10 protein-coding genes and 1 pseudogene are annotated in these 11,593 nt (G+C 73.0%); 2 read left to right on the forward strand and 9 right to left on the reverse strand.

Annotated elements, in window-relative coordinates; translation table 11 throughout:
* The 4 genes and pseudogenes from ABWK99_RS08315 to ABWK99_RS08330 form a co-directional block, all read right to left on the reverse strand.
* Nucleotides 1-284, reverse strand: a pseudogene (locus ABWK99_RS08315) (hypothetical protein); the annotation flags it as partial.
* A 40-nt stretch (nucleotides 285-324) separates the two neighbouring features.
* On the reverse strand, nucleotides 325-699 hold the full coding sequence (locus ABWK99_RS08320; protein WP_372594232.1) for a hypothetical protein: 375 nt from the start codon (nucleotides 697-699) through the stop codon (nucleotides 325-327).
* Nucleotides 696-1,067 (reverse strand): hypothetical protein, encoded by a 372-nt coding sequence (locus ABWK99_RS08325; protein ID WP_372594233.1) that lies wholly within the window; start codon nucleotides 1,065-1,067, stop codon nucleotides 696-698. The genes ABWK99_RS08320 and ABWK99_RS08325 overlap by 4 nt, the downstream gene beginning before the upstream one ends.
* Nucleotides 1,064-1,441, reverse strand: a complete 378-nt coding sequence (locus tag ABWK99_RS08330; RefSeq protein ID WP_372594234.1) for a thioredoxin family protein — start codon at nucleotides 1,439-1,441, stop codon at nucleotides 1,064-1,066. The genes ABWK99_RS08325 and ABWK99_RS08330 overlap by 4 nt, the downstream gene beginning before the upstream one ends.
* Nucleotides 1,442-1,696: 255 nt before the next feature.
* On the opposite strand from ABWK99_RS08330, the gene ABWK99_RS08335 reads away from it, so the two are divergent.
* Nucleotides 1,697-2,710 carry a TerC/Alx family metal homeostasis membrane protein gene (locus ABWK99_RS08335; protein ID WP_372594235.1) on the forward strand — a complete coding sequence of 338 codons (1,014 nt, stop codon included), beginning with the start codon at nucleotides 1,697-1,699 and terminating at the stop codon, nucleotides 2,708-2,710.
* A gap of 9 nt (nucleotides 2,711-2,719) precedes the next feature.
* Here ABWK99_RS08335 and ABWK99_RS08340 read toward each other — a convergent pair whose 3' ends face one another.
* Complete coding sequence (locus ABWK99_RS08340) at nucleotides 2,720-3,199, reverse strand: DUF4395 domain-containing protein (RefSeq protein ID WP_372594236.1); 480 nt, start codon at nucleotides 3,197-3,199, stop codon at nucleotides 2,720-2,722.
* Nucleotides 3,186-3,602 carry a TlpA family protein disulfide reductase gene (locus ABWK99_RS08345; RefSeq protein ID WP_372594237.1) on the reverse strand — a complete coding sequence of 139 codons (417 nt, stop codon included), beginning with the start codon at nucleotides 3,600-3,602 and terminating at the stop codon, nucleotides 3,186-3,188. Before ABWK99_RS08345 ends, ABWK99_RS08340 begins: the two co-directional genes overlap by 14 nt.
* 301 nt (nucleotides 3,603-3,903) lie before the next feature.
* Here ABWK99_RS08345 and ABWK99_RS08350 point away from each other — a divergent pair, with 301 nt between their 5' ends.
* The gene (locus tag ABWK99_RS08350) at nucleotides 3,904-5,190 is read left to right on the forward strand and encodes an Nramp family divalent metal transporter (RefSeq protein WP_372594238.1); all 1,287 of its coding nucleotides are present in this window, start codon (nucleotides 3,904-3,906) and stop codon (nucleotides 5,188-5,190) included.
* Between the two features lie 2 nt (nucleotides 5,191-5,192).
* Here ABWK99_RS08350 and ABWK99_RS08355 read toward each other — a convergent pair whose 3' ends face one another.
* Genes ABWK99_RS08355 through ABWK99_RS08365 form a run of 3 tightly spaced genes read right to left on the reverse strand, consistent with a single transcriptional unit; the run spans nucleotide 5,193 to nucleotide 11,148 of the window.
* Nucleotides 5,193-7,187 (reverse strand): prolyl oligopeptidase family serine peptidase, encoded by a 1,995-nt coding sequence (locus ABWK99_RS08355; protein WP_372594239.1) that lies wholly within the window; start codon nucleotides 7,185-7,187, stop codon nucleotides 5,193-5,195.
* A gap of 9 nt (nucleotides 7,188-7,196) precedes the next feature.
* Nucleotides 7,197-8,444: an EAL and HDOD domain-containing protein gene (locus tag ABWK99_RS08360; RefSeq protein ID WP_372594240.1), complete on the reverse strand. Its 1,248-nt coding sequence runs from the start codon at nucleotides 8,442-8,444 to the stop codon at nucleotides 7,197-7,199.
* A 19-nt stretch (nucleotides 8,445-8,463) separates the two neighbouring features.
* A complete protein-coding gene (locus ABWK99_RS08365) occupies nucleotides 8,464-11,148 on the reverse strand; it encodes an EAL domain-containing protein (RefSeq protein ID WP_372594241.1) in 2,685 nt (894 codons plus the stop codon).
* Between the last annotated feature and the right edge of the window lie 445 nt (nucleotides 11,149-11,593).

An 11,593-nucleotide genomic window follows, 5' to 3' on the forward strand; every position in this document is an offset into this window, starting at 1 on the left:
ACGCTCGTCGGTCCTGCCCCGGAGAGCCAGGAGAGCGCGAGGTGGACGGCGACCTGGACGACCGAGGCCCACAGCAGGAGCTCGAATGGGCGGAGGGTGGTGCGGGCGACGGGCCGCGCCGCGAGCAGGGCCAGTGCGCCCAGGGCGAGGATCAGGCGGGCGTCGGGTGGTGATCCGCCGCCGAGGAGGTGCCCGCCGACGGCGAGGGCCAGGGAGGTGGACGTGAGGGCGGACGCGCGCAGCAGGACCGCCGCACGTCCCCGCCCTGTCGACACGTCGGTCACCGTACCTTCTCGTCGCCCGTCGGTCGTCTGCTGCGCATCGTCAGCGGGTGGGGCACTCGGTCGGGGTGCGCAGGCGCTGGGCGAGGCCGAAGGCCACTGCGCCGAAGGCGATCACGAGGAGTGACGGGTCGTTCCTGCCGGAGAGGAGGAGGAGGCCCGCCGCGGGCACGGTGACCACCGCTGCGACCGCGCACGGGGTGCACCCCAGGGTGGGGCGCCGGGAGCCGACCGGGGCGTAGGAGCCCAGCACGCCGGCAGCCATCAGTCCGGTGCTCAGCACGAGGGTGAGCGCCATGAGTCCGCTGGGTCGCGCGAGGAACCAGGCTCCCGCGACGGTGACCGGGGAGAGGGCCACGCCCAGGAGCAGGGCGCGCCGGTGCGGCGCCGCATCGAGGGCCAGGGTGCTTCCGCTCATCGGTGCTCCACGATCGGTGCGGGCTCCTCGTCGACGAGCTCGGTCAGAGCGCTGATCCCGCCCTGGAGGTACGCGGTCCAGGCGGGTCCGGACATCAGGGTGCTCGTCGCCGCACGCTCCTGCCACTCGGCGAGGCGACGCCGGATGATCGCCTGCTCGTCCGTGCCGGCCTCGGCCCGCGCGGCGCGCGTCAGGTCGCGGCGGACCTCGGCCATGGCGGCCGACCGTCCTTCCCAGTGCTTGGCCGAGCGGGTCCCGGTGCCGTCGACCCGGCACAGGGGTGCACCGGAGAGGGCAGCGGTCAGCTGGTCGTGGGCCGAGCGTTCGGCTGCCAGGACCCGATCGGCGAGGGGGTCGGGTCCTGTCACGAGCCCGCGTTCTCGCTCTCCCGGGCCGCGACCGCTCGCCGCACCTCGTCCATGTCCAGGGCCTCGGCCTTGCCGATGAGCTCCTCCAGGGCGGAGGCGGGCAGCGCGCCCGGCTCGGCGTAGAGCAGGATCCCGTCACGGAAGATCATCAAGGTGGGGATCGAGGTGATCCCCAACGACCCGGCGATCCCCTGCTCGGCCTCGGTGTCGACCTTGGCGAAGGTCACGTCGGGGTGGGCCTCCGAGGCGGCCTCGAACACCGGGCCGAAGCGACGGCACGGGCCGCACCAGGCAGCCCAGTAGTCGACCAGGACGATCCCGTCGCCCTGGATGGTGGGCTCGAAGGTGTCCTCGGTGAGGTTGACGGTCGCCATCGGGTCTCCTTGAGATCGGCTGGTCGCGTGGGGACATATACCCCCAGGGGTATAGAGTAGCGCAGCTTCCTGGGTGGTGTCCGGTCCGACGGCGCGCGGCTCGGCGTGCATGTCGGCCGCCCGTCGTCTACCTTCCTTCCCGAGGGGAGTACTTCGCCCACATCGATCCGGTCAGTACGGCGCCACGCGGTGACCTCGGACGGTGGCCCGGCCCAGCCGGGTGAAGGAGACCTCGGATCTGTTCCGAGGAGAACTGTGCTCTCGATCGCCGCCGTCGACCCCACCACCACGGTCGGCTCGCCCGGCTTGTGGACCGCGACCATCGTGGGCCTCGTGCTCCTGCTCGCGGTCGACTTCCTCGTCACCCGCCGCCCGCACGAGGTGTCGCTGCGCGAGGCAGGAACCTGGAGCGCCGTCTACATCGCGATCCCGCTCGCCTTCGGCGTCTACGTCTGGACCCGCTGGGGCTCGCAGACCGGGATCGAGTACCTCACGGGGTACCTCGTGGAGAAGACGCTCTCCATCGACAACCTGTTCGTCTTCATGCTCCTGCTCGCGGCCTTCGCCGTCCCGGTGGCCCTTCAGCAACGCGCCCTGCTCATCGGGGTCCTCGGGGCGCTCGTGCTCCGCGGGATCTTCATCGCCCTCGGTGCCGCCGCCCTCAGCCGTTTCACCGCTGCGTTCCTCGTGTTCGGCCTGATCCTCCTCGCCACCGGGGTGAAGCTGCTCCGGGACCAGCGCAGCGGGGCGCAGCACGTCATCGACCCGACCTCGATGCGCTCGGTCCGGTTGGTCCGCCGCTTCGTCCCGGTGACCGACGCGTACCACGGCACGCGGCTGAGCGTGCGTCTGGGCGCGAGACGCGCGCTGACCCCCTTCGGTCTCGTCGTCGTCGCGATCCTCGCCACGGACATCGTCTTCGCGGTCGACTCGGTCCCCGCGGTCTACGGCATCACCGGGGACCCGTACCTCGTCTTCGTGACCAACGCCTTCGCCCTGCTCGGGCTGCGTGCGCTCTACTTCGTGCTCCACGGAGCCCTCGCGCGGCTCGTGCACCTCGGCTACGGTCTGGCGATCATTCTGGGCGTCATCGGCGTGAAGCTCGTGCTGCACTGGGCGCACACCGTGTGGCCGGCCGTCCCGGAGATCCCGACCCTCGCCTCGCTCGGCGTCATCGTCGCCGTGCTGACGACGGTCACGCTCACCAGCCTGCGGGCCTCACGCCGTCGAGAGGCCGTCGAGACCGTCGACGCCGTCGAGGTGCACTGAGCACGCGGGTCACGCCCGGGTCAGGACGCGGCGGCCGAGCAGGTACATCTCGCAGCCGAGGCAGAAGCCGAAGGCGGCGTTGAGGAAGGCGGCGACCAGGGCGATCGACGCGGCGACGGGGATCGCGGCGGGGATGCCGATCAGCGCGAGCAGCGCGCCGGTCCCCGTGATGACCAGACCGACCGTCTGCGCGAAGCGCGGCGGTCGGGGGTCCTCACGGTCCCGGGTCGGGCGCAGCCGCGGCTGCACCCATCGGCGGAAGGCCAGCCCGGTCACGGACCCGGCCGGCCCGCGTACGACTCCGCTGACGAAGAGGGCGACGACGACGAGCAGGAGCACGAGGGCTGGGGTGCCCTGATCGAGGAAGAGCACGACGGTCAGCAGGACGGCGGTGAGCCCTGCCGAGAACCGCGGACCCCTGGGGTCGATGCCGTCCGGTCGCGGGCGGGGTACGGACGCGCTGGAGCGGGTGGGCTCAGGCGTGGACATGGTCGGTCCTCTCGTCGAGCTCGGCGAGGGCTGCGCGTGCGAGCTCCCGGTTCATCGCGCCGGAGCTCCTGGTCCGGACGGTCCCCTCGGCGTCCAGGAGGAAGACGGTGGGGCTGCGGCGCACGTCGAGCAGCCGCACGAGATCCATGTGCTCCTCGGCCCGGAGCTCGGCCACCTCGACACCCGGGGTCGCGGCAGCGACCGAACGCAGCACCTCGAGGGACCGGGGGCACACCGAGCAGCTCTCCGCGGAGAACTGCACGAAGGTGGCGCGGGTCCCCTCCGCCCAGGTGGCGAGCGGGGAGTCCTGGCGTGCGGTCGTGCTGCGGAAGCGTCCGTCACGGGCGCGCAGGAGCAGCCCGATCACGGTGGCGAGCAGCAGGGAGGCGAGGGCGTAGGTCATGGACCGGCTTTCCGACAGGGGGCAGTGCGGGGAGGTGTGGACGGGACGTGCGCGAGACGCGAGGTCTCAGCGACAGGCCCCGTAGGTACAGGTCCCCGACATGCAGGGCGCCGACACGTCCAGCTTCATGGCGCCCACCTCCTGTCGGTCGATCGGGCTCGACGAGCCCTGGGCAATGGAAACCCACGGCGAGGGCCGTGTCAACCGCGCGGACGGTGCGCAGGAGCCGGACGCGGGACGCGAGGGCGTCGCCGTGCGGCTACCTTTGCCCCGTGCGGAGACCGAGGGGAGTGGCCGGCCGGTGAGCGCGCCGCCCACGGGCCCCGCCTCCGGCCTCCGGGCAGGGCAGCGCCCGTCCGCGGGGTGGAGCAGGCTGCCCAGGCTCCTCGGCCCCGCTTTCGTCGCCGCCGTGGCCTACGTCGATCCGGGGAACGTCGCCGCGAACATGACGGCGGGTGCGCAGTACGGCTACCTGCTCCTGTGGGTGCTCGTCGTCTCGAACGCCATGGCGGTGCTCGTGCAGTACCTGTCGGCCAGGCTCGGCCTCGTCACGGGGCAGAGCCTTCCGCAGCTCCTCGGCGGCCGGCTGAGGACAGGGCCACGCCGGGCCTTCTGGCTCCAGGCCGAGATCGTCGCGGCGGCGACGGACCTTGCGGAGGTCGTCGGCGGCGCACTGGCCCTGTCGATCCTCTTCGGGACGCCGTTGCTCCTCGGCGGGGTCATCGTCGGCACCGTCTCGATGGCGCTTCTCGCCGTGCAGTCGAGGCGAGGGCAACGGCCCTTCGAGCGCGTGGTCATGGGCCTGCTGGCCGTGCTCACCCTCGGCTTCCTGTGCGGGCTCTTCGTCGACGCGCCGGACTGGGGAGCGGCCGCCGGCGGACTCGTCCCGCAGTTCGCCGGCACCCCGACCGTCGTGCTCGCGGCGAGCATGCTCGGTGCCACGGTCATGCCGCATGCGGTCTACGTGCACTCCGCCCTGGTGCGTGACCGGTACGACGTCCAGGCGACGGCACCGGGTGCGACGGTCGCACGGCCCTCCGGTGACCTGTTGAGGGCGATCCGCTGGGACGTGGTGCTGAGCCTGATCATCGCCGGCACGGTGAACATCGCCATGCTGCTGCTCGCCGCCTCGAGCCTCGCCGGGGTCGCGGGGACCGACACGCTCGAGGGCGCGCACGCAGCGATCACCGCGTCCCTCGGTCCGGTGGTCGGCGTGGCCTTCGGGATCGCACTGCTCGCCTCCGGCCTCGCCTCGACCTCCGTCGGCTGCTACGCCGGCGCGACGATCATGGCGGGGCTGCTGAGGATCCGGGTCCCGCTCCTGCTGCGGCGCGCGATCACCCTCGTCCCCGCGCTCGCGCTCCTCGCGTGGGGCGCCGATCCGACCCTGTCGCTCGTCCTCAGCCAGGTGCTGCTCAGCCTCGGCATCCCGTTCGCCCTGATCCCTCTCGTCCGGCTCTGCAGCGATCGGGGCCTGATGGGTTCCCTCGCCGTACGAGGGTGGTTGCGTGCCGCTGCCTGGGCGGTGGTCGCAGCAGTGGTGGCGCTCAACGTCGTCCTGGTCGGTCTCACCGTCCTCGGGGGGTGAGGTCAGGCGGAGCCGCCGACCGGCAGGTACCTGTCCCACCAGCGCAGCACGTGCTCGAACCGGGCGACGCGGTGCTGGGGGCGCCCGGAACGCGTGAGCTCGTGCCCCTCGCCCGGGAAGAGGAGCAGCTCGGTCGGCACGCCGCGTCGGTACAGCTCGACGAACCATCGCTGCCCCTGCTCCACGGGGCACCGCCAGTCCTGCTCGGAGTGCACGACGAGGGTCGGGGTGCGCACGCGGGCGACGTGGGCCATCGGGGACTGGGCGGCGATCGCGGCGGCGTCCTCTGGCCCGTCGCCCGCCCCCACGTACTCCAGCCCGAAGAACCACCCGATGTCGCTCGAGCCGACGAAGCTCACGGGGTCGAGGAAGCCCCGTTCCACGATCGCTGCGGTGAAGCGGTCGGTCCTGGTGGTGAGCCATGCGCTGAGGTACCCACCGTACGAGCCACCCATGACACCGAGCCGGGCGGGGTCGATCGGCAGCCGCGCGGAAGCAGCGTCCAGGAGTGCCAGCACGTCGTCGGCGTCGACCGTTCCCATCGCCCGACGGATCGCCCTGCCGTGCGCGGAACCGTAGCCGGACGAGCCGCGGGGGTTGCCGTAGACCACGACGTAGCCGGCCTCTGCCAGGACCTGCACCTCGTCGAACAGCGCCGTCGTGTACTGCGCGAAGGGCCCGCCGTGGATCATCAGGATCGTCGGGTGCGGGCCCGGGCCGTACCGCACGGGATCGGGGAGCACGGCCCAGCCGTGCACGGGGTAGCCGTCGGGTGCCGTCCCGGTGATCTCGACGGGCTCGCGGAAGCGCCCGGCCTCGCGCAGGCCGGCACCGACCGCCGTCACGCTGCGGGGCTCGCCCCCGGCGAGGTCGACGACGAGGATCTCGCCGGCCGAGTCGGGGAGCCCGGCGCTCACGGCGACCGTCCCCGCACCCACGCTCACGCTGGAGACGACGGCGGGGTGGTCGACGAGCACGCGAGGAGCCTGCGTCCCCCGCGCCGGTACGCCGAGCAGGACGACGTCCCCGCGGCGCTGCTCCGCGACGAGCACCTCGTCGTCCGTCTGGGCGAGCACCCCGGGAACGAGGTCGACCCGCTCGGGGTCGGTGTGGCGCACGGGAGTGGCTCCGGCCGTGAGCAGGTCGACGGAGTACAGCCCGGTGAGAGCGGCCACGAAGTCCTTGCCGTCGGCGCCGAGGTCACCGGCCAGCATCCAGAGCGTCGCCCCGTCCCGCGACGGGAGGATCGTCTCGACGGCGAGCGTGGATCCCTGCTCGGCGTCGGTGATCCTCAGCGGCGTCGCGGGGGAGTCGTCCACCGGCAGCAGCACGGCGTCACGGCGCAGGTCGCCGACCGCGAGCTGGGCGACCGCCACGAGGGCGCGGCCGTCGGGCATCCAGCGTTGGCCGTACAGGTCGCCCTCGACGGCGAGCGTCAGTGGTGTGGGAAGGGCGGAGGGTGGATCGCTGCGGTCCAGCGACTCGGGGACCGGCACGACCTGGACCCGGCGCGGGCGGTCGGAGGTGACGCCGATGCCGTCGGACCGGTGGTCGGGGGAGGTGAGGAGTCGCGGCGCCTCGGCCGCGGGCTCCCCGTCGCGCACGTAGCGGCCGGGCTCCGGCATCCGTGCGGTGACGGCGATCCGTGCCGAGTCGGGGGAGAAGCGAGGGTCGCTCACGCCGAGGGGGGCGTCGGTCAGGCACACCGGCTCGCCGCCGCCGGCCTCGACGAGGAAGAGCTGGGCGGGGCCCTTGGCCGCCGCGCGCAGGAAGGCGATCCAGCGCCCGTCCGGCGACCACACCGGGGAGGTGTCGCGCACCCCTCTGGTCAGGACGGACGGCGGTGCGCTGCCGTCGGTGGGCGCGGTCCACAACAGGCTCGGGTACGCGTCGGTCGACGGGTCCGGTGTGCTCACCACGAAGACCACGGCGGTGCCGTCCGGGCTGAGGCAGGGTGTCGAGGCGGTCCGGAGCAAGGGGAGGTCGTCAGGTCTCACCCGGCGAACCTACGCCCTCCCGGCCGTCTCGTTGGCCCAGGCCATCGCCTCGAGGTGCGCCTGCGCCAGCCTGCGGCACGACTCGTCCTCGTGACCGTCGAGCCCGTGGACGCCGTCCTCGTACGCCTCCACGGCCGCGAGCAGGGAACCGGTCGGCCCCTGGTGCTCGACGACGGCAGCGCGCAGCTCGGCGGACAGCGCGAGGCGCTCGAGCACGACCTCGGCGGGTAGCCCCAGGACCACGTCGAGCCGGCTCACCAGCCCCGCCGTGAACGCGACCTCCGGCGCCGCCCCCCAGGTGCGCGCGAGGGTCTCGCAGGTGCGCGCGCGGACGACGGCATGGCTCAGGCGCGCGCCGGAGGAGGTCCCGGCGTCGGCGGCGAGCAGCAGCATCACCCATGCCGTCAGACGTTGGGTCCCGAGCATGACGAGGGCGTCGCGGACCGAGCGGAACCGCCGGTTGGCCCCGCTCGACGCGGCGTTCGCTGCCTGGAGCACCCGGACGGTCAGGGCCGCGTCGCGGTAGACGATCGCCTCGAGGTCACGGAGGGCGAGATCGGGATCCAGGAGCCGGGACATCAGGCTCAGGCATGTGACGAGGTTCGGCTCGAGCTCGCTCGTGGTGACGGTCTCTGGGCGCAGCAGGTGGTAGCCCTGGAAGAGCTGGAATCCCAGATCGGTGCACTCCCGGAGCTCCTCGGCCGTCTCGATGCGCTCGGCGACCAGGATCACGTCGTGCTCGCGCAGCCGGGACGCGGTGCTGCCGAGCTCTCCCTGCGTCACCTGGGAGATGTCGACCTTGACGTGGGTGACCTCCTCCAGCAGGGGGATCCTGTCCTCCTGGTTCCAGAGGAAGTCGTCCAGCGCGACCGAGAACCCCTGCGCGCGGAGCCGGCGCACGCCCGCGGTGACCTGCGGGTCGATCGGGACGGTCTCCAGCAGCTCCAGGACGGTGCGGTCCGGGGCGAACGGGATCGCTGCGTCGTCGACGAAGAAGGGCCGGGTGAGGTTGACGAAGGCGAGTCCGTCGCCGACGAGGTCCCGCAGGCCGAACGAGGTGAAGGTGGCGAGGATGACGGCCGTCGTCCCCTCGTCGCCCGGGTCGACACCCGCCTCCGCGCCGGAGGTCGTCGCCGAGGCGTGCGCCCGGAACAGGAGCTCGTACCCGATCGCCGTGCGGGCCCTGTCGAAGAGCGGTTGTCGCCCGACGTGCACACGACGGACGCCTTCAGGCGGTCCGTGCGGGACGACGGTCACCTCAGCCCATCGTCGTCCGTCACCGGTTGCTGAGGGGTCGCGCGGCGCGACGGGATCCCGGCCGCCCTGCGCACGCCGCGATCAGCTCGTGCAGGTCCGCGGCGGGCATCGGCCGACCGAGGAGGTATCCCTGCCCCAGCACGCCGTCAGGGACGGCCGCGAGCTGGAGGGCGGTCTCGATGCCCTCCACGACGCACTCGATCTCGAGGTCCCTCGCGAGCCCGCGCACCGCCCGGACGATGCTCACGCTCATCGGGTCCTGCGGGATCCCTGCGATGAAGGAGCGATCGACCTTCACCCCGGTCACCGGGAGCTGTGCGAGGTAGCGCAGGCTCGCGTAGCCGGTGCCGAAGTCGTCGATCGAGATCCGCACGCCTCTGCTGCGCAGGCTGGTCAGCGTCGCCATGGTGGAGCGACCCGCCTCGAGCAGGACACTCTCGGTCAGCTCGAGCGTCAGGCAGCCGGGTGGCACCTCGTGCCGGGCGAGCGCTGACTCGACGTCGCTGAGCAGGTCCTCGTGCGCCGCCTGCCGGGCGCTGACGTTCACGGCGATGCGCAGATCGGAACGGGCGGGGAGGGCGGCGTGCCAGGAGGCGAGGTCACGGCAGGCGGTGTCGAGCACCCGCCGGCCGAGCCGGCCGATCAGGCCGGTCTCCTCCGCGACGGGGATGAACTGGTCGGGAGGGATGATCCGTCCCGACCCGTCCATGAGCCGAGCGAGCGCCTCCGCCCCGGCAAGGGTGTGCGTGTCGAGGTCGTACACGGGCTGGTACTCGACCCAGAACGTCGGCTCGGCCGACGCGGGGATGTCCGCGGCGTGCGGTGTCGCGAGCGCGGCCGTGACGCGCAGCGCGCTCCGCAGGACGGACTCGACGTGGGCGCGGTCGAGTGCGTCGTCGCGCAGCGCCCGGTCGAAGACCTCGGTGCGGGCCTTGCCGTGCGCCTTCGCCTGGTACATGGCGGCATCGGCGTTGCGCAGGACCTGCTCGGGGTTCTCGCCCGCCTGGGCGAGTGCGATGCCCACGCTCACCGTGACGAAGTGCTCCCGGTGGTCGGCCTCGACGGGTTCGGCGACGAGTCGGCCGATCCGTGCGGCGACCTCCTGGGCGGCGATCAGGTCGGTGTCCGTCCCGGTCGGCGTCGCCGGGTCGCGGAGCGTGGGTTCGAGCACGACGACGAACTCGTCCCCGCCCACCCTCGCGACCGTGTCCTCCGGGCGCAGCAGAGACCTGATCCGTCGAGCCGTGGTACGCAGCACGGAGTCGCCCGCCCGGTGTCCACCGGTGTCGTTGACCCTCTTGAACCCGTCGAGATCGCAGTACAGGACGGGGACGGCGCGTCCCGAGTGCGCCTGGCGGCTGAGGGCGAGGACGAGTCGGTCGGTCAGCAACCGCCGGTTCGGCAGGCCCGTGAGGTCGTCGTGCACGGCGGCGGCCTCGAGGCGCTCGGTCAGCTCGACGCTCTCGTGGACGTCGCGCGTGACCCCGAGGACCTTGCTGACCTGGCCGTCGGCGTCGCGCTCGAACGGGGTGGTGCGCCGCAGGAGCCACCGGTACGAGCCGTCGGCATGACGTGCCCGGAGCCTGAGCCGGATGGTCTCGCCGTCGGCGAGTGCGCGGGCCGCGGCGTTCGCCTCCGCGATGGCGTCGAGGTCGTCCGGGTGCAGGTAGGCCGCGTAGTCCTGGGCGCTGCCCTGCTGGACGGGGTCGTGGGCGTAGCCGAGGTTCTCCGCGAGCGAGCCCGACACCCAGGTGATCTTCCCCGAGGCGAGGTCGATGACGTAGATCAGGTCAGGGCTGGCCGCGAGGACCGCGTCCTGGAAGTGCAGCGCCTCGGTGAGCTCGGAGACGTCGAAGACGTGGACGAAGAAGCCGACGACCTCCCCTGCGACGTCGCGGTCCGGTACGTACGTCGCCTGGAGGTGTCGCTGGCGTCCGCCCGGCTCGGCGACCTTGCGGCTGAAGTCCTGGCGCTCGCCGGCGAGGGCACCCCTCATGTGCGGTTCGTGCAGGCGGAACATCTCCTCGCCCAGCAGGTCCCGGATGTGGCTGCCGGCGATCTCCGCCGGCGTCCGCCCGAACCAGCCGACATAGGCCTGGTTCGCGACGACGTTCCGCAGGTCGCGGTCCCAGTAGCCGACCATCGCCGGAAGCGAGTCCACCATCGCGCGGAGCTGCTGGTGGTCCCGGCGCCGGACCGTGCGGGGCGGGGTCGTGGGTGCCGGCCCCCGGGAGGACAGCTCGACGCTGCACATCGCCGCGAGGTCCTCCATGGCCACGACCTCCGCCTCCGACCAGTCGCGCGGGACGGTGTCGATCGCGCACAGGGAGCCGAGGACGACGTCTCCCGGACCGGTGATCGGGATGCCCAGGTAGGCGGCGACCCCGAGGTCGTCGACCGCCGCGTTCGCGCTCACCAGCGGGTCCCGGCGGGCGTCACGGACCAGGAGCGGTCCCCTGCGCCGCACGACGTGCTGGCAGAAGGAGTGGCTGAGCGGCGTCTGCCGGGCCTCGCCCGCCCAGCCGCCGAGCCCGGCCAGGCCGGGAAAGGCCTGCCGGTCCTGCTCGACGATGCTCACCAGTGCGACCGGCACGCCGAGCTGGCGCTGGACCACCCGGGCGATCCGGTCGAACGCGGGATCCGGCTCGGTGGGGTCCGTCAGGACGAAGGTCGAGGGGTGCTCGCCACGCGGCCGGTCGGGCATCCGGGGGCTTCCTCCCTCGTCGGCTCGAGCCGATCCTCGTGGATCTCCATCGGGTCGGGCGAGCATAACTTCGGGTCACGGCCGCCTCGACCGGAGGGGGAACGGCGCCGATGGCGTGTCGCGCCCCGGTGCCGGTGCCACGACGGGCCCGTGGTGGCACCGGCACCGGTGAGCGAGGCACCCGCCGGCGTCCCTGCGGCCGGGGGTGTGGCGGCCCACGCGGGCGGGAGTGCCGGTCGGACCGGCCCCGGCTGGTCGTCGCGAGGTCACCCGTCCAGGGCTGTCGTGCCCGTGCAGGCGGCGGAGAGCGGATCGGTTCGGCACGACGTCCTCGCAGGTCAGGGCATCGGCGGGTGGGCGCGCCCTGCGCAGGGGGATCGATCCGCAACGGTCGGTGACCCGCCGGGTCGAGCCGTGGAGGTGAGGGACCCCGGGCAGCCGGTGC

The sequence above is a fragment of the Actinotalea sp. genome (assembly GCF_041597215.1).
In the GTDB taxonomy this organism is placed as follows: Bacteria; Actinomycetota; Actinomycetes; order Actinomycetales; family Cellulomonadaceae; genus Actinotalea.

What these genes read in the sequence shown, in the direction of transcription:
- ABWK99_RS08345 (WP_372594237.1), bottom strand. Translation starts at nt 3,602, where the DNA reads ATGACCTACGCCCTCGCCTCCCTGCTGCTCGCCACCGTGATCGGGCTG.
- ABWK99_RS08365 (WP_372594241.1), bottom strand. Translation starts at nt 11,148, where the DNA reads ATGCCCGACCGGCCGCGTGGCGAGCACCCCTCGACCTTCGTCCTGACG.
- ABWK99_RS08320 (WP_372594232.1), bottom strand. Translation starts at nt 699, where the DNA reads ATGAGCGGAAGCACCCTGGCCCTCGATGCGGCGCCGCACCGGCGCGCC.
- ABWK99_RS08340 (WP_372594236.1), bottom strand. Translation starts at nt 3,199, where the DNA reads ATGTCCACGCCTGAGCCCACCCGCTCCAGCGCGTCCGTACCCCGCCCG.
- ABWK99_RS08330 (WP_372594234.1), bottom strand. Translation starts at nt 1,441, where the DNA reads ATGGCGACCGTCAACCTCACCGAGGACACCTTCGAGCCCACCATCCAG.